The sequence below is a fragment of the Metabacillus malikii genome (genome assembly GCF_030813355.1).
GTDB classification, from domain to species: domain Bacteria; phylum Bacillota; class Bacilli; order Bacillales; family Bacillaceae; genus Metabacillus; species Metabacillus malikii.
Window position 1 is genome coordinate 81,631 of the sequence record NZ_JAUSUD010000019.1, and the last position, 17,533, is coordinate 99,163.

Below are 17,533 nucleotides of genomic sequence, written 5' to 3' on the forward strand. Positions count from 1 at the left end.
AACCTTTTTTATTTCGAATGAATGGGAAATAGCTATTCGTGAGCTGGTGAAGGACTGAAACAGTAGCGATATCATGAGGAAACCCGCTTCATCAAGCGTATGAAACTGTAAACCGTAGTGACTTCGTATGGAAACCCGCTTCATCAAGTCAAAAGCAACAGTAGCAACCAGCCTGGATTTAACTTTATGTACATATCTAAACCAAACACATAGTTCTACATTAATCTCCACTTAACCCAAAATTTTCGAGGAAACCCGTTGTAACCTAGCACTTTATACAAATGGATGTATATTAATAAATAAAATGTAAACTAAAAAAAGATAAACAAACACTTGTCAAACATAGATTTTTTAGAAAAATCAATAAAAATATTATTTATACACTTGATTTTATTTTTATACATATTTATAATTGAGAAATAATTTAGAAAACGAACATATTATAAGAAGGTGATTTGGTGAAAGTCGGAATTATCGGGGCAACTGGTTACGGCGGAGTTGAACTGTATCGTATATTATCTAGTCATCCAAATGTCGATGAGTGTATATTGTATTCATCTTCTGAAATGGATGTCCCATATATTAGCTCGTTTCCACATCTAGCACATTTAAGTGACCATATTTTAAAAGACATTAACGTTGAAGACATTAAAAACAATGTATCTGTATTATTTTTAGCGACTCCGCCTGGTGTGTCTAAAAACTTATCACCACAATTCATTGAATCGGATGTAAAAATCATTGATTTGTCAGGGGATTTAAGGCTGAAAAACAGTGAAGAATACGAAAAATGGTATAAACGTCCTTGTGTGGAAGAGGATGTATTAGAAAAAGCAATTTACGGCCTATCAGAATTGAACAAAGAGCAAATCAAGGATGCGAGATTACTTGCAAACCCAGGGTGTTTCCCGACAGCAACGCTTTTAGGTTTAGCTCCGGTTGTTCAAAAAGGGATTATGAATGAAAACTCGATTATTGTTGACGCGAAGACAGGAGTATCTGGAGCAGGTCGTAATGCATCACAAGCGTTCCACTTTCCTGAGGTTAATGACAATATGAGGATTTATAAAGTGAATGAACATCAACATATACCAGAAATAGAACAAATGCTACGAGTGTTGAATGAAAAGGTATCATATATCTCTTTTCAATCTCATTTAATTCCAATGACACGAGGAATTATGGCAACAATATATGGTAGTTTAGAAGATTCATATACAACAGAACAATTACTAACAGTATATAAAGAGTTTTACAAAGATTCACCGTTCGTACGAATTCGACGTGAAAATGAGTTTCCAGCAACGAAGGAAGTTTACGGTTCTAACTTTTGTGATATCGGCTTGAAAGTTGATGAAAGAACAGGAAGAGTAACGATCGTTTCGGTAATTGATAATTTAATGAAAGGTGCAGCAGGGCAAGCGGTTCAAAATTTCAACATTATGTGTGGATTTAACGAGACGACTGGATTGCAAGCAGCACCAATTTATCCATAATGACAACTGGGGAGGAAAAAGCAGTGTTACAGATAAAAGAAACCTCTGCGATAACAAAAATTGAAAATGGATCGATCGTAACACCAAAGGGCTTCTTAGCAGATGGTGTTCACGCAGGCTTGAGATATTCAAAAAATGATTTAGGTGTCATTTATAGTGAGGTTCCGGCAAATTGTGCTGCAGTATATACGCAAAGCCACTTTCAAGCAGCGCCATTAAAGGTAACACAAGAGAGTATTGCTAAGTCCGGTCTATTGCAAGCTATCGTTGTAAATAGTGCAAATGCAAATGCATGTACTGGTGAACAAGGATTAAAAGATGCATTTGAAATGAGAGAAAGAACGGCAAACTTATTTAACATTGAAAAACATCATGTTGCTGTGGCATCTACTGGTGTCATCGGCGAGTTTCTTAAAATGGATAAAATCCGCAACGGAATAGACCAATTAAAGCCTGAAACAAATGAAGAGGCAGCGATAGACTTCCAACAAGCAATTTTAACAACTGATTTAGTGATGAAAACATCATGCTATGAAGTAGTCATTAATGATAAAAAGGTAACAATTGGTGGCGCTGCTAAAGGGTCGGGAATGATTCATCCAAATATGGCGACAATGCTTGCGTTTGTTACAACAGATGCAAAGATTGATTCGGCATCGTTACAGTCATTACTCAGCGCAACAACTGATAAAACATATAATCAAATTACTGTTGATGGTGATACATCAACAAATGATATGGTTCTCGTTATGGCGAATGGGCAAGCAGGCAATGAGCCATTAAATGAAAGTCATCCAAACTGGCCAGAATTTAAAGCAGCCTTTAATGCGGTTAGTGAAGAGCTTGCGAAGCAAATTGCTAAAGATGGTGAAGGAGCGACTAAGCTTATTGAAGTAGAGGTTACTGGTGCTAAAACGAAGCAAGAGGCGAACGTAGTTGCGAAGAAGATTGTCGGCTCAAGCTTAGTGAAGACAGCCGTATACGGTGCTGATGCAAACTGGGGAAGAATTATCTGTGCTGTCGGCTATAGTGAAGCAGCAGTCGAGCCTGAGAAAATTGATATCTACTTAGAAGACATATGCTTGTTTACAAACAACAGTCCTCAAGCCTTTTCAGAGGAAACTGCAAGTGAATATTTAAAAAGAGACCAAGTGAAGATTTTAGTGAACTTAGGTGTTGGCGAAGAAGCAGGTAAAGCATGGGGCTGTGATTTAACCTATGACTACGTGAAAATAAATGCAAGCTATCGAACATGAGGGGATTTAAATGTCAAAAACAGTTGTATTAAAATGCGGAGGTAGTACCGTACACCAATTGTCTGAATCATTTTTTCAAAGCTTAAAAGCGTTAATTAACAACAATTGGAATGTTATGATCGTCCATGGTGGTGGACCTGATATAACCAATATGTTGAAGGCCTTAAAAATTGAAACTGAGTTTTTTAAAGGACAACGTAAAACGACAGAAGATGTATTAGAAGTTGCCGAAATGGTATTGGCAGGAAAAATTAATAAACTGTTAACAAATGTTCTTCAAGATAAGGGTCTTGATGCTATTGGTTTATCTGGTAGTGACGGTGGCCTTCTAAAAGCGAATTATTTAGATAAAGAGCATTTAGGGTTAGTTGGTGAAGTAACATCTGTGCAAACTTCTGTTGTTTCATTGTTAATGGATAATGGGTATATACCAGTAGTTGCTCCGCTTGCACGAACTGTTGAGAATGAAACGTTAAATGTAAATGCTGATTTAGCAGCAGCTGCGATTGCTAACGCTGTTAGCGCTGAAAAATTCATTTTCGTAACCGATGTTCCTGGAATCCTTGATGGAAATAAACAGTTAATCGAGGAAATCACACCATCCGAAATTAATACACTAATTGAATCAGAAGTCATAACAGGTGGAATGATTCCGAAAGTGCAATCAGCACTTGCAACATTGTCCGATAATTGCCAGGAAGTTATTATTGCAAGTGGGCAGAAAGCAATCATTGAAGATGGACATTTTACAGGAACAAAAATTGTCAAAGGAATGGAGGTTTCAACATCATGAGTTATTTATTTCCTACTTATGCTAGATGGAATGTTACAGTCAAAGAAGCAAAGGGCTCTTGGATTACAGATGTAAATGACACAAACTATTTAGATTTTGTATCCGGAATTGCTGTTTGTAATTTAGGTCATGCAAATGAAGATGTGTTGAATGCGGTTAAAGAACAATTAGATAAATATTGGCATGTTTCAAATATGTTTCAACAGCCGATACAGGAGGAAGTTGCACAGCTATTAGTAGAAAATAGTGATGGTGAAGCTGTATTCTTTTGTAACAGTGGTGCAGAAGCAAATGAAGCTGCAATAAAGCTAGCGAGAAAGCATACAGGCAAAACGAAAATTGTGACGTTTCAAAAATCATTTCACGGTAGAACGTTTGCGACGATGTCTGCTACAGGTCAAGAAAAAATTCATCAAGGATTTGGACCACTTTTAGAAACGTTCATGTATCTTCCTTACAATGAAGTGGATGGTCTTGATGAACTTGACGATGATGTTGCAGCAATCATGCTAGAGGTTGTCCAAGGCGAGGGCGGAGTCATCCCTGCTGAAGCTGCATTTATTAAAAAGGTAGCAGAAACATGTGAGCGAATTGGGGCATTGTTAATTATCGATGAAGTCCAAACTGGAATCGGCAGAACAGGAAAACCATTTGCATATCAGCATTATGGAATCTCACCGGACATTATTACCTCTGCTAAAGGGCTAGGGAATGGGCTGCCAATCGGTGCAATGATTGGGAAAGCACCATTAATCGAAACGTTCCAAGCAGGTACTCATGGTTCAACATTTGGAGGTAACCCAATTGCGATGGCTTCTGCGAAAGCAGTACTATCAAAAATATTTGCAGAACAGTTTTTATCAGAGGTAGTAGAGAAAAGTGAATATTTAGTAAGTAAATTAACTGAAGTGATCGGAAATCATTCACTTGTGACAGCCATTCGTGGCAAAGGTCTGTTAATTGGTATTGAGTGTAAAGAGGAGACGAGCACAATTATTAATCAATTACGAGACAATAAGCTGCTTACAATTTCAGCAGGTCCAAATGTGATTCGTTTAATCCCGCCATTAACAGTTTCCAACGAAGAGATTGATGAGGCAGTTAGTATTATTGCGAATACGTTTGCTTCAATTAATTCAACAATTGCTCAATAAAATGAGCATTTTTTTTCCGAAACTTTGAATAAAAATACTCAACATCTAATATTTATCCAATACAATAAAAATAGGGCGATTTAGTATCGTACCTAAATAGACAAGTGACATTAGACAAACGAGGTGTAAGCAGATGAAAGGATATCTTCATTTAGAAGATGGTTCAATATATGCAGGAGAACTAGATAATAGTTTGCAAGAAGATATAAATGGTGAAGTGGTATTTTTCACTGGAATGACAGGGTACCAGGAAGTATTAACAGACCCTTCATATAAAAATCAAATCGTTGTTTTCACTTACCCACTAATTGGGAACTATGGCATAAATTTAAGTGATGATGAAAGTAAAAAACCACAAGTGAAAGCTGTCATTATGTATGAATCAACATCGAATTATTCACATTATGAAGCACAGCATAGTTTTAAAGATTATTTAGAAAAATGGAATATTCCTTTCATCTATCATGTCGATACACGTTCGATCGTAAAAAAAATCCGACACCACGGCTCAATGGCTGCTTCGATTTCTGTTAAGGATAATCTTGAAGAAAAACCTTGCGCAATAAATGAGAATGGTGTGTTTGAAGTTGCCTCTTCTACGATTGAATCATTTGGAGAAGAAGGAAATACTCATATTGCGTTAATTGACTTCGGATTTAAAAAATCAATTTTGACAGCATTGCTTAATAGGGGTTGTAAAGTGACGACAATTCCATTCCGAATGATGGACCATGTAAATGAAATAAAACCAGATGGACTTCTTCTATCTAATGGACCAGGAGACCCTAAAAAGCTAGCAAGCTATTTTCCGAAGTTGAAACAGCTCATATCTGCTTATCCGACATTAGGTATTTGTTTAGGGCATCAAGTGACAGCATTATCATTTGGTGCGGAAACGAAGAAGCTCCTCTTTGGTCATCGTGGTGCCAACCAGCCGGTTTTTGATAAAAAGACGAACCAAGTGTTTATGACATCACAGAATCATAGCTATGTCGTAATGGGTGATAGCTTAAAAAATACAGAGCTTTCTGTTCGTTTTTATAACATAAATGACGAGTCAATAGAAGGCCTTCATCATCAAACATTACCAGTTGTAACAGCACAATTTCATCCAGAGGCACATCCAGGACCAACAGATAGTGAATGGATATTTGATGAATTTTTAGATTTAGTCACAGCTGCAAAAGGAGATATACTTTATGTCTAAAAACAAATCAATTAAAAAAATCGTTGTAATCGGTTCTGGCCCAATTATTATCGGGCAGGCTGCGGAATTTGACTATGCAGGAACACAAGGATGCTTGGCCTTAAAAGAAGAAGGGTACCAAGTGGTGTTGGTAAATAATAATCCAGCAACGATTATGACAGATGAAGAATTTTCTGATGTTTTATACTTTGAACCATTAACGATTGAAAGCTTAACAAAAATTATTGAAAAAGAACGACCTGACGGCTTACTTGCATCATTAGGAGGCCAAACAGGTCTGAATCTTGCAATGGAGTTACATGAGGCAGGAATATTAGAAAAATATAACGTTAACCTACTCGGTACTTCTATCGAATCAATTCGTAAAGGTGAAGACCGAAATGAATTCAGACAATTAATGTATGACTTAAATGAACCAATTCCTGAAAGTGCTATTGTAACAACGTTAGAAGAAGCGATTGAATTTTCAAATAAAATAGGTTTTCCAATCATTATTCGTCCAGCCTATACGTTAGGAGGTAAAGGTGGGGGAATCGCAAGCAATAAAGAGGAATTTATTAAACTGGTGAAAAGCGGACTACAAGCAAGTCCAATTACACAATGTCTCATTGAAAAAAGCATTGCAGGTTTTAAAGAGGTCGAATATGAAATGATTCGTGACCATAAAGGTACGTGTATCGCGGTTTGTAATATGGAGAACATTGACCCTGTTGGTGTTCATACTGGTGATTCGATTGTTGTAGCGCCTTCTCAAACATTAACAGACCAGGACTACCATATGCTGCGTACAGCTGCAGTTAAAATTGTCTCTGCACTAGGTGTTGTCGGGGGCTGTAATATTCAGCTTGCGCTTGACCCGTTAAGCAAGCAATATTATGTCATAGAAGTAAATCCACGGGTTAGTCGCTCATCAGCACTTGCTTCAAAGGCAACGGGTTACCCAATTGCTAAAATCGCCGCAAAATTAGCAGTCGGCTATACATTAGATGAACTGAAAAATCCTTTAACAATGAGTACGTATGCAAGTTTTGAACCTGCTTTAGATTACGTTGTCGTAAAGTTCCCAAGATGGCCTTTCGATAAGTTTAATAAGGCTGATCGTAAGCTAGGTACGAAAATGAAGGCTACTGGAGAAGTAATGGCGATTGAACGTAATTTAGAAGCAGCGATTCAAAAGGCGTGTGACTCACTTGAGTTAGATAATATCGGGACATCATTACCAGAGCTTGAAAAGATTTCAACAGATGAACTTATTTCTTTAATGGTTAAAACAGACGACCGTCGCTTTTTCGCTGTAATGGAACTCATTCGACGTGAGTATTCATTAACAGAAATTCATAATCTTACAAAGATGGACTATTACTTCTTGTCTTGCTTTAAGAAAATCGTCGATTTAGAAAATGAACTGAAGAAAAATGATTTAACAACTCTAGATGGAGAGCTCCTGTCAAAAGTGAAGGAAAAAGGGTTCTCAGATCGAACAATTGCTTCATTGTTAGCTATTCCTGAAGCAGATGTGAGAAGTAAACGGAAAGCTTTTGCGATTCATGCAGCATATAAATATGTTGATACATGTGCTGCAGAGTTTGAAGCGCGGACGAATTATTTCTATTCAACCTATTTTGGTGAAAATGAACAGCCAGCTTTGTCGGATAAAAAGAAAATATTAATTATCGGTTCCGGACCAATTCGAATCGGGCAAGGAATTGAATTTGATTATAGTGCAGTACATGGCATAAAAGCGTTAAAGAGTTTAGGGTATGAAGCAATTATGATTAATAACAATCCGGAGACAGTAAGTACAGATTTCGAAACAGCGGATCGATTATATTTTGAACCAATTACACTTGAACATGTATTAAATATTGTCGAGTCTGAGAAGATTGAGGCTGTTATTGTCCAATATGGTGGTCAAACAGCGATTAACTTAGCGGAGCAGTTAGAACATGCAGGTGTAAAGCTACTTGGCACTGATACTGAAACATTGGATTGGTTAGAGGACCGTGACAAGTTTTATCAAATTTTAGATGAGCTATCGATTCCGCATGCAGTTGGCTTAACGGCCAATAATGCGCAAGAAGCTATAAATGGTGCAAATGAAATAGGTTACCCTATATTACTTAGACCATCTTATGTAATTGGTGGAAAAGGGATGGTAGTCGTTCAAAACGAAGAAGCATTACAAGGATTACTTGAGGATGCAACGAACATGATTTACCCGGTATTAATCGATCAGTTTGTGCAAGGGCTTGAAGGTGAAATCGATTTAATAGCAGATGGTAAGGATGCATTTATACCAACTTATATCGAACATGTAGAACCTGCTGGTGTACATTCAGGAGATAGTTTAGCTATTTTGCCAGCTCAGAGCATTACAGACGAGAACAAACAGGTTATTGCTAACTATGCAAACTTATTAGTGAAAAAGTTAAATTATCGTGGAATTATGAACATTCAATTCTTAATTAACGATAATCATATTTATATTCTTGAAGTAAATCCACGTGCAAGCCGTACTGCACCAATTATTAGTAAAGTGACTGGCATTCCTGTTATCAAACATGCAACATACTTATTATGTGGAAAGAAATTAAGTGAATTGTCGCTTCATGCGCCTGACTTGAATGATTGGGTAGCAGTCAAATATCCTGTATTCTCAAGCCATGCTCTTCACGATGTTGACATTACACTTGGACCGGAAATGAAGGCAACAGGTGAAGGTATGTGTGTCGGACAATCGCTTGATGCGGTTTATAAAAAGATCTTTGCGAACGATTTAAATGGAATTGAAACTGTATTCTTCGATATCGGTGATGAGGAAGCAAAAAAAGAAACGGAGAAAGTTGGATTACAAACAGTCGTAAACGGTTTTGAAGAATGGGTTGAAGGGAAAAAAGGTATCTTTGTATCATTACTAGATACAGATGAAGCAAAGCAAAACCGTACCTTAGCATTAGAAAAAGGAATGGTTTTATTCACAAACCTTTCAACTTATTATGCTAGCCTCCAATCTTTCTCAGCAGAAGATAAAGAAATATTATCAATGCAACAGTTAACTAACAAAGTGAAGGTATAATGTAAGAAACAAGAGGGAGTACTGGCGTTGACAAAACGACCAGAATCCCTCAGCTTTGTATATAGAAGTAAATGAACGAGAGGTTGTCGAAGGTCCATCTCGGCATAAAAAAGATGATTGTTAAGCTAAAAGGTATTATAATAATTAGGTTGGTATGTTTTTACATATTTAAGCGGAACGATAGCAAATAATTGAAACGTTTTAACATGGTAGGAAAAGAAATACAATTAATAGGAAGTGAAATGATGAGTCTTTTAAAAAAGGATGTAAATCCTAATCATAAACGAGATTTTTTAACGTTGTTAGACTATAGTAAAGAAGAAATTTTATATATTATTGATGAGGCTTTTAAGCTTGAGGAAAACCCGATTCAGCCAATCCTAAAAGGAAAAACATTGGCGATGATATTTGAAAAATCATCAACAAGAACGCGTGTATCGTTTGAAACAGGTATGCTCCATCTCGGTGGACATGCGTTGTTTTTAAGTAGTCAAGATATTCAGCTTGGCAGAGGAGAGCCTGTATCTGATACAGCGAAAGTCTTATCAGGTTATGTAGATGGCATTATGATTCGTACCTTTGGTCATGATAAACTCGAAGAACTTGCAAAGCACGCTAGTATCCCTGTAATAAATGGGTTGACAGATTTATTCCACCCTTGCCAAGCGTTAGCAGATTTAAAAACGGTATACCGAATTAAAGGAAAGTTTGAAGGAATTAAAATGGCTTATTTAGGTGATGGAAATAATGTTGCACACTCGTTAATGATTGCCGCTGCGAAAGTAGGCATGGATTTCTCAATTGGCTGTCCACAAGGCTATGAGCCTGATCAAGCAGTTGTTGATAAAGCATTAGAAATTTCAAAACAAACCGGCGCTACGATGACAATTACAGATAATCCAGTAGCTGCTGTAAAAGATGCAGATGTTATTTACACTGATGTATGGGCTAGTATGGGCCAAGAAAGTGAACAGAATGAGCGTCTGCTTGCTTTTAAAGGCTACCAAGTAAACGACGAACTAGTGGGTCATGCAAAGGATGATTATATGTTCCTACATTGCTTACCAGCTCATCGGGAAGAGGAAGTAACAGCATCAATTATTGACGGTGAACATTCAGCTGTATTTGAACAGGCGGAAAATCGTCTTCATGTTCAGAAGGTTTTATTAAAAGAATTATTGGCATAATTATATGAAATGAGTTGGCAGAATCAATAAACGATTCTGCCTTATTTTAGTTTCAGTAAAATGAATAAGTGATATCAGAAAAAATTGATTTGGAATTTACCACATTACTACAGCAGATCTATAAAGATTTGTAAGTCCACTCATGAAATAAATTCGATAGACACATACTATTGATGACGATGAAAGGGGGAATGAAAAATGGGTCAGCAACATCGATTTAGAGCAGGTCAAAAGGCTCCAAACAACGGGGTATATGTTGAAATCGGCGAAACTGGGTCTAACGTAACGAACCCTGGTCAAGTCAAATTAAGAGCAGGAGATCGTTTTCCAGAAACAGCAAATCAAAATCGTCAATGGACTTACAAAAACAAAACAATTGGCAGAAGCTACGATTAATTGTAGCTGATAATAAATCGTGATAAGTGGAAAACAGTATTGAGCAACACTTGAAGGTTTGCCAACGCTTTTTTAATAAGTAAAGGCATCAAAAAACCCTACATTAAGTAGGGTTTTTTGATTGCAAATAGTTTTAAATTAATGGTGATTATCACTTGCTGCTGGATTTCTAGGAATCACTTCTGCAATAATGAATATGATAACGATTGCAATGACAGATAAAGTTGAAGCAGTCATAAAGTCATAATGACCACCTGTCATCGAATTGACTACATATGAAGCCATATGTATTAAGAGAAAGCACCAAACGAAGGTCATAATAAAACGCATTTCATTCACCCCATTTTTCAGACGAGTTCTTTGTATATATTATCACATAATTTTTAATTTTTAAAAGAAAACTTTTAAAATCTTCAGAAACAACTTATCGAATCTTGTCAATTTATTGATGTACAATGTACATAAGCGATAACTAATAGATAAACGAAATAAAGTTCATCCAATTATTTTAGTTAGTAGTCTAATTTTCCGATTGTAGTGATAGCCTCCTATTCTTTTTAACACCCAAATCATACATTATATAATAGGAAAAAGAATAAAATGTTTTCACAACCCTTTTTCCTCATAAAAATATGTCAAGAAGAGAAAGGTGGTGGGCAAGTGATTACGGAACGCTTTTTTCAACTTGAAACAGAATGGAATGTCGTCCATTTACCATATAGGCCGAATGGGTTTGGAATTTTTATTATCGGTGACAGGTCTTGTTTTGTTGAGGAACAAACTAGTTTTTGGCAACAACACTACGGTAGAAACCAATTGATGAAAGATTTAAAATATCATGGGTATACACTTTTCCAATCAAATTTATATGGCTGTAATTGGGGAAGTCCTGATGCTGTTTCGATGGCGAAGCAACTTTATCATTTAATGATGAAAAAAGAAATTTTAAATCATAGAATTCATTTGTTGGCCGAAGGAATGGGTGCATTAACTGCATTGCAATTAATGGAAGTTATGCCTGAAAAGATACGTTCTGTGGCAATGATGAATCCTTGCCTTGACCTCCAAGCCCATCTCGAAAAGGAAAAGGAACACAAATTTTTCTATAAACAATTAGTACAAGAAATTGCCAAAGCTTATCATATAGATTCGAAGAAGGTCCAAACAATGAAATTACCATCAATGAGCGAACATACTGCAACACTACCTGTTCGTATTTGGCAAAGAATGAATAGCACAGTGTATTCAGCTAACGACCATTGTAAAAAATATGAGAGTTTAAGAGAGAATCTAGGAAGTCCAATCCAATTAATCTATCATATCGGCGACAATCCTTATCGGTTGAATCAATCCATCATTAAATTTTTTAAAGAAAATGAGAAAATTTTGTAGCATTAAATATTAATGATAAACAGTGTCTTCCCTTTTTAAAGTATGCCCCAGAATACCCCACTGCAAAGCCTTAATGTCACGTTGGTTTTATCACCACTGTTAGAATTAGACTAATATTAACATACCAAATTGCATACGATACAATATCTGTCTTTTGTGACGAGGAGGGTCAACTTGATTAAAGAAGTGGTGGTTTTTGGGGCACAAACATTTATCGGGTTTTCATTATGTGAACGTTTAACAGAAGAGGGAATTCATGTCAATGCAGTGCTATTAAAATCAAATGACGATTGGCGACGAAAGCTTTTAGAGGAAAGATTGATGATGGTCGGCAGAAATGCACTGTTTAAAGTTACCTGCATCGAAGAAATAACGGAAGATGACTCGTTTGATTATTTGATTTATTGCTCTGAAAATGGTGATGATTTATCAGTGCTTGAAACTGACAAGGATTTATGTAAAAGGGCTGCGCAGCTAGTTGATTCAAAGAATGTAGCAGCATATTATTTTTCAAATTTTAGCAATAATGATATACATATGAAGCATTCATTTGCAATTGAGAAGCATTTATTGCTTAGTAATAGAAACTGGTCAATTATTAAACTTCCAATGTTATATGGCCCGTTTCAACCAAGTCCCGATATTAAACAATATCTCGATAGTAACGACGAATCGATGCTATATATTGAGGATGCTGTTCGTGAATGTTATCAACTTTTAAAAGGTAATCAGTTTCCAGGAAAAGTTATCTTTCTATCAAGTAAGCAGTCAGAACAACTTATTGATGATAAATTGGAAGAGATGAAACAATTTCCTCTATACGATGTAATTGAAACAATATACGTCGAAAATCTGACCGATTTGACTGAAGGAAAGAAGAAGGTTGAGGAATACTTCGAGAGTTATCGACAAATCCTTTCATTGAAAAAATAGATAACTATTGTACATATAGGAAGGTAGGGCTAAAATAAAATCAGTACAAAATACTAGGGAGGGGGGTTGGCCATGTACAAAAAGCTTTGTTTTGTTCTCATTATATTTCTTCTGCTTTTTGGTTGTGGACAACCTACAGCATCAGGCAATCTTAAAAAGGTAGGATTGTTAGTCCCGGAAACGATCGATGATCAAGTGTGGGGTACGAATGGTTATAAGGGCCTTCTAAAAATACAAACACAGTTTAATGTTGACGTATTCTATAAAGAAGGTATTTCAAATGAAGTAACGATTCGCGATGCTATAGAAGAGTTTCAACAGCAGGATGTTAATCTCATTTTCGGACATGGGAATGAATATACATCATTTTTTAATCATATTGCAACGGATTATCCAGATATTCATTTTGTTGTATTTAATGGCGATGTCGAAGGTGATAATGTAACAAGCTTAAATTTCGAATCACATGCAATGGGCTTTTTTGGCGGTATGGTAGCAGGTGAGATGACGAAATCAGAGAAGGTAGGCATATTAGCTGCTTTTGAATGGCAACCTGAAGTAGATGGATTTTTTGAAGGTGCCTATTATGAAAACGAAGCGGTGCATGTCGACATAAAATATGTACAAGATTGGAATAATGCAGATGCCGCACTACCTATGCTTGAAGAGATGCTTGCAGAAGGTGTAGATGTTGTATATGTTGCAGGTGATGGCTATAATGTTTCGGTGATTGAACGACTTAAAGAAGCAGGTCTCTTTGCAATTGGTTTTGTATCTGACCAATCTGATTTAGGTAAAGCAACTGTTTTAACAAGTACGGTACAGCATATTGATGTTTTGTACGAGCTAGTTGCGGAACGGTTTAATAATGGAGAGCTGGAAAGCGGCGAGCTATATTTTGATTTTAAAGATGATGCAATAACAATGGGTGAGTATAGCCCACTTGTAGATGAAGATTATATTAAAACGCTTAATAAGCATATTGAGCAGTATAAAACAACCGGTAAATTGCCAAATCAATAATATGTCATTTGACTACTTTCCTGCCGACCATGTAGTATACAAGTGAAAGACTAGTAATATTTGGAGGTGTAACAATGGAACAACATCCAAAAACAATGGAATTCATGCAAATTGCAATGAAATACTTACCTGAAGCGAAGGAAAAGCTAGAAGGTTCAGGTATTGAATTATCAATGGAGACGATTCAACCGATGCTTGAACTGTTCACTAAAGTAATGGGTGAAGCATACGAGCTAGGGAAAAGTGATGCAAAATAAAGATAACTAAAAAGTGTCTGACCTCATTAACAAACAAGAGTAGATAATTATATCTTCTAACTAATAGTGTTATGGGGTCTGACACTTTTTTTGAAGGTCATAGCACAAACCTTATCAAGGGTTGGTGTGAGATATGAGGCTCGATATCCCGCGGAAAGCGAGTGCTGCAAGAGGAGACTAACTAATAACGCCAACTAAGTAAAAATCAACAATGTCTATGAGAACAGTCTTTTTGAAAAGCTTATATTTTTTTCTTGAAAAAATTCACAATTGGTTCAAACTCTTTTAATACAGGTTTGAGATTATCAATTGAATTCATTATATCGTTCAATTGTTCCATGATTGTAAAGTAATCAATATCGCTTTGATGTTCAATTGTGTTGCTAGCAGGTTCTGTATTTTTAGTCGTATGCTTACTACCAAACATTAAATTAGTAAAATAATCTCCAGTATTTTCTTTCGAGTCATCTTGTTGTTGTTCAACATGTTCTTCGTTATGCTCCATTATGCTTCCCTCCAAAGAAATATCTTTCAATTACTACCATCTTATGAAAGTTTGAATAACTTGTTCTAGACAATCACCATATTAAACATTGGAGTTGGTTAGCTTATTAATGCTGTATGATGAGTAAATTTGTTCTAGATTGTATAAGGTGTGACTGTTTTATACCGGTAATGAAATAAAGTTACGAAAACGGTCAAAGATTATCATTGAAAATAAAAACTGAATAAGATAAAATTAGTACCAAGTCATAAAGATTGGTATAAAGTAATCCAAATAAAGGATTAACCTTTAACGGAACATTTCCTAATTATTGAAGGGGTTGTATAGATATGAGTGCTGGTATAATTGGAATAGGTCGTTATACACCAGAAAATATAGTAACAAATGCAGATTTAGAAAAAAGAATGGACACTTCTGACGAATGGATTCGTACGAGAACAGGAATTGAGGAAAGAAGAATTGCTGACGATACGATGGATACGTCAGACATGGGAATATTGGCTGCAGAAAAAGCAATTAAAGATGCAGGGATTACACCTGATGAGATTGATTTAATCTTAGTTGCAACTGTCACACCTGATAGCCCATTTCCTTCAATGGCCTGTGTCCTACAAGAAAAACTCGGTGCAACAAAGGCTGCAGCAATGGACATCAGTGCAGCATGTGCAGGGTTTATGTATGGCATGATTACAGCAAAACAATTTATTGAATCTGAAACATATAAATATGTCTTAGTAGTAGGTGTCGAAAAGCTATCTAAAATTACAGATTGGAACGACCGTAACACAGCTGTATTATTTGGAGATGGTGCAGGTGCGGCGGTAATGGGACCTGTTAGTGAAGGAAAAGGTATATTATCCTTTGAACTTGGTGCTGATGGTACAGGTGGGAAGCACTTGTATCAAGATGAATACATCATCATGAACGGCCGTGAAGTATTTAAGTTTGCTGTTAGACAAATGGGTGAATCAAGTGAAAATGTGTTGAAAAAGGCAGGATTAAGCACAGATGATGTTGATATGCTAATCCCACACCAAGCAAATATTCGCATTATGGAATCTTCAAGAGAACGGCTGAAGCTTCCAGTTGAAAAAATGTCTAAGACAGTTCATAAGTACGGTAATACATCAGCAGCTTCAATACCAATTTCGCTAGTAGAGGAGCTCGAAGCCGGTAAAATCAAAGACGGTGATGTAATCGTTATGGTCGGCTTTGGCGGCGGCTTGACATGGGGTGCGATTGCGCTAAGATGGGGTCGTTAATTTAGAATAGTTGAAAAAAAGAAAATAGACTGTAAGAGTGTACTTAGCACGATAAAAAGTATGATTAATTCTTTCATACTTTATCTAAATAAAGGTGAGGTGCAAAAGATGGGAAAAAAGAGAGTCGTTGTAACAGGATTAGGGGCAGTTACACCTATCGGTAACGATGTTAAGACAACTTGGACAAATGCAGTAAATGGAGTTTCTGGAGTTGGCCCAATTACAAGAATAAACGCAGAAAACTACCAAGCAAAGGTCGCAGCTGAATTAAAAGATTTTGATGTTGAACAGTTCATGGATAAGAAAGATGCAAGAAAAATGGACCGTTTTACACAATATGCGGTTGCCGCAGCTCTTATGGCTGTTAAAGATTCGGACCTTGAGATTACTGACGATATTGCACCGCGTGTAGGCGTATGGATTGGATCAGGTATCGGTGGAATGGAAACCTTCGAACAACAATACAAAACGCTACTAGATAAAGGACCACGTCGTGTAAGTCCATTTTTCGTTCCGATGCTTATTCCTGATATGGCAACAGGGCAAGTTTCAATCGCCCTTGGAGCAAAAGGCTTTAACTCTTGTACAGTAACAGCTTGTGCAACTGGTACAAATTCAATTGGTGATGCTTTCCGTGTCATTGAACGTGGTGAAGCAGATGTAATGGTTACAGGTGGAGCAGAGGCACCACTTACTGAGATGTCATTTGCTGGATTTACAGCAAATAAAGCACTATCAACAAATCCAGATCCTACTACAGCTAGTCGACCATTTGATAAAGACCGTGATGGTTTTGTTATGGGAGAAGGGGCAGGAATTATCGTCCTTGAAGAATTAGAGCATGCATTGGCACGAGGCGCAACAATTTATGCTGAAATCGTCGGTTACGGTGCTACAGGTGATGCATACCATATAACTGCACCATCTCCAAATGGTGAGGGTGGTGCTCGAGCGATGAGAATGGCGATTGAGGGCAGCGGGCTACAAGCAACAGATATCGATTACATTAATGCACATGGTACGAGCACTCCTTACAACGATAAATTTGAAACTGCAGCAATTAAAGAGGTATTCGGGGAGCATGCTTATAAATTAGCAATCAGTTCAACAAAATCAATGACAGGCCATCTATTAGGTGCCGCAGGTGGGGTTGAAGCAATATTCAGTATATTAGCTATTAAAGAAGGTATAATCCCACCAACAATCAATTACCAAACACCTGATGAAGATTGTGATTTAGACTATGTGCCGAATCAAGCAAGAACACAAGAAGTAAATGCCGTATTAAGTAACTCACTAGGATTCGGTGGCCACAACGCAACAATCATCTTTAAAAAATATAAGTAATGCAGTTGAGACATGGATACTTAGTATTCATGTCTTTCGTATTTTTGGATGTTCGATATATTGGTTGGGATAGGTATGAAGACCAAAAATAATGTTGAAGAGGAAAGAAATGTTCTTCATGGCAGGTATGAAGACCAAAAATAATGTTGAAGAGGAAAGAAATGTTCTTCATGGCAGGTATGAAGACCAAAAATAATGTTGAAGAGGAAAGAAATGTTCTTCATGGCAGGTATGAAGACCAAAAATAAT

Annotated in this window: 16 protein-coding genes; 14 read left to right on the plus strand and 2 right to left on the minus strand. The window is 36.7% G+C overall.

The annotated features are described in order from the left end of the window. Positions 1 to 458: 458 nt before the first annotated feature. From argC to J2S19_RS16785, 8 genes are all read left to right on the plus strand, one after another. A complete protein-coding gene (gene argC / locus J2S19_RS16750; protein WP_307344287.1) occupies positions 459 to 1,496 on the plus strand; it encodes an N-acetyl-gamma-glutamyl-phosphate reductase in 1,038 nt (345 codons plus the stop codon). 23 nt (positions 1,497 to 1,519) lie between these two features. Continuing rightward, the gene (gene argJ / locus J2S19_RS16755) at positions 1,520 to 2,752 is read left to right on the plus strand and encodes a bifunctional ornithine acetyltransferase/N-acetylglutamate synthase (protein WP_307344288.1); all 1,233 of its coding nucleotides are present in this window, start codon (positions 1,520 to 1,522) and stop codon (positions 2,750 to 2,752) included. Between the two features lie 10 nt (positions 2,753 to 2,762). Continuing rightward, on the plus strand, positions 2,763 to 3,545 hold the full coding sequence (gene argB, locus J2S19_RS16760; protein WP_307344289.1) for an acetylglutamate kinase: 783 nt from the start codon (positions 2,763 to 2,765) through the stop codon (positions 3,543 to 3,545). Then, a complete protein-coding gene (argD, locus tag J2S19_RS16765; protein ID WP_307344290.1) occupies positions 3,542 to 4,699 on the plus strand; it encodes an acetylornithine transaminase in 1,158 nt (385 codons plus the stop codon). The genes argB and argD overlap by 4 nt, the downstream gene beginning before the upstream one ends. A gap of 133 nt (positions 4,700 to 4,832) precedes the next feature. Further along, positions 4,833 to 5,906: a carbamoyl phosphate synthase small subunit gene (locus J2S19_RS16770; protein ID WP_307344291.1), complete on the plus strand. Its 1,074-nt coding sequence runs from the start codon at positions 4,833 to 4,835 to the stop codon at positions 5,904 to 5,906. Beyond that, a complete protein-coding gene (carB, locus tag J2S19_RS16775) occupies positions 5,899 to 8,982 on the plus strand; it encodes a carbamoyl-phosphate synthase (glutamine-hydrolyzing) large subunit (protein ID WP_307344292.1) in 3,084 nt (1,027 codons plus the stop codon). The genes J2S19_RS16770 and carB overlap by 8 nt, the downstream gene beginning before the upstream one ends. Positions 8,983 to 9,224: 242 nt before the next feature. Beyond that, a complete protein-coding gene (argF, locus tag J2S19_RS16780) occupies positions 9,225 to 10,169 on the plus strand; it encodes an ornithine carbamoyltransferase (protein ID WP_307344306.1) in 945 nt (314 codons plus the stop codon). A gap of 198 nt (positions 10,170 to 10,367) precedes the next feature. After that, a complete protein-coding gene (locus tag J2S19_RS16785) occupies positions 10,368 to 10,565 on the plus strand; it encodes a YjzC family protein (RefSeq protein ID WP_307344293.1) in 198 nt (65 codons plus the stop codon). Positions 10,566 to 10,703: 138 nt separating this feature from the next. Here the strand turns inward: J2S19_RS16785 and J2S19_RS16790 are convergent, their stop codons facing one another. Continuing rightward, complete coding sequence (locus tag J2S19_RS16790) at positions 10,704 to 10,895, minus strand: YjzD family protein (protein WP_307344294.1); 192 nt, start codon at positions 10,893 to 10,895, stop codon at positions 10,704 to 10,706. A gap of 330 nt (positions 10,896 to 11,225) precedes the next feature. Here J2S19_RS16790 and J2S19_RS16795 point away from each other — a divergent pair, with 330 nt between their 5' ends. From J2S19_RS16795 to J2S19_RS16810, 4 genes are all read left to right on the plus strand, one after another. After that, positions 11,226 to 11,957: an alpha/beta hydrolase family protein gene (locus J2S19_RS16795; protein ID WP_307344295.1), complete on the plus strand. Its 732-nt coding sequence runs from the start codon at positions 11,226 to 11,228 to the stop codon at positions 11,955 to 11,957. 174 nt (positions 11,958 to 12,131) lie between these two features. Beyond that, positions 12,132 to 12,890 (plus strand): hypothetical protein, encoded by a 759-nt coding sequence (locus J2S19_RS16800; RefSeq protein ID WP_307344296.1) that lies wholly within the window; start codon positions 12,132 to 12,134, stop codon positions 12,888 to 12,890. 72 nt (positions 12,891 to 12,962) lie between these two features. Further along, a complete protein-coding gene (locus J2S19_RS16805; protein WP_307344297.1) occupies positions 12,963 to 13,913 on the plus strand; it encodes a BMP family ABC transporter substrate-binding protein in 951 nt (316 codons plus the stop codon). Between the two features lie 74 nt (positions 13,914 to 13,987). Continuing rightward, the gene (locus tag J2S19_RS16810) at positions 13,988 to 14,170 is read left to right on the plus strand and encodes a ComZ family protein (protein WP_307344298.1); all 183 of its coding nucleotides are present in this window, start codon (positions 13,988 to 13,990) and stop codon (positions 14,168 to 14,170) included. Between the two features lie 241 nt (positions 14,171 to 14,411). Here J2S19_RS16810 and J2S19_RS16815 read toward each other — a convergent pair whose 3' ends face one another. Then, positions 14,412 to 14,675 carry a hypothetical protein gene (locus J2S19_RS16815; protein ID WP_307344299.1) on the minus strand — a complete coding sequence of 88 codons (264 nt, stop codon included), beginning with the start codon at positions 14,673 to 14,675 and terminating at the stop codon, positions 14,412 to 14,414. 329 nt (positions 14,676 to 15,004) lie between these two features. Here J2S19_RS16815 and J2S19_RS16820 point away from each other — a divergent pair, with 329 nt between their 5' ends. Beyond that, complete coding sequence (locus J2S19_RS16820; RefSeq protein WP_307344300.1) at positions 15,005 to 15,937, plus strand: beta-ketoacyl-ACP synthase III; 933 nt, start codon at positions 15,005 to 15,007, stop codon at positions 15,935 to 15,937. Positions 15,938 to 16,045: 108 nt separating this feature from the next. Continuing rightward, positions 16,046 to 17,284 (plus strand): beta-ketoacyl-ACP synthase II, encoded by a 1,239-nt coding sequence (gene fabF / locus J2S19_RS16825; RefSeq protein ID WP_307344301.1) that lies wholly within the window; start codon positions 16,046 to 16,048, stop codon positions 17,282 to 17,284. Positions 17,285 to 17,533 lie beyond the last annotated feature (249 nt).

Bases quoted from the DNA above. Each gene is read 5' to 3' on its own strand.
- J2S19_RS16820 (WP_307344300.1), top strand. From the start codon at position 15,005: ATGAGTGCTGGTATAATTGGAATAGGTCGTTATACACCAGAAAATATA.
- J2S19_RS16815 (WP_307344299.1), bottom strand. From the start codon at position 14,675: ATGGAGCATAACGAAGAACATGTTGAACAACAACAAGATGACTCGAAA.
- J2S19_RS16805 (WP_307344297.1), top strand. From the start codon at position 12,963: ATGTACAAAAAGCTTTGTTTTGTTCTCATTATATTTCTTCTGCTTTTT.
- fabF (WP_307344301.1), top strand. From the start codon at position 16,046: ATGGGAAAAAAGAGAGTCGTTGTAACAGGATTAGGGGCAGTTACACCT.
- argD (WP_307344290.1), top strand. From the start codon at position 3,542: ATGAGTTATTTATTTCCTACTTATGCTAGATGGAATGTTACAGTCAAA.
- J2S19_RS16770 (WP_307344291.1), top strand. From the start codon at position 4,833: ATGAAAGGATATCTTCATTTAGAAGATGGTTCAATATATGCAGGAGAA.
- argF (WP_307344306.1), top strand. From the start codon at position 9,225: ATGATGAGTCTTTTAAAAAAGGATGTAAATCCTAATCATAAACGAGAT.
- J2S19_RS16790 (WP_307344294.1), bottom strand. From the start codon at position 10,895: ATGCGTTTTATTATGACCTTCGTTTGGTGCTTTCTCTTAATACATATG.
- J2S19_RS16785 (WP_307344293.1), top strand. From the start codon at position 10,368: ATGGGTCAGCAACATCGATTTAGAGCAGGTCAAAAGGCTCCAAACAAC.
- J2S19_RS16810 (WP_307344298.1), top strand. From the start codon at position 13,988: ATGGAACAACATCCAAAAACAATGGAATTCATGCAAATTGCAATGAAA.
- argB (WP_307344289.1), top strand. From the start codon at position 2,763: ATGTCAAAAACAGTTGTATTAAAATGCGGAGGTAGTACCGTACACCAA.
- carB (WP_307344292.1), top strand. From the start codon at position 5,899: ATGTCTAAAAACAAATCAATTAAAAAAATCGTTGTAATCGGTTCTGGC.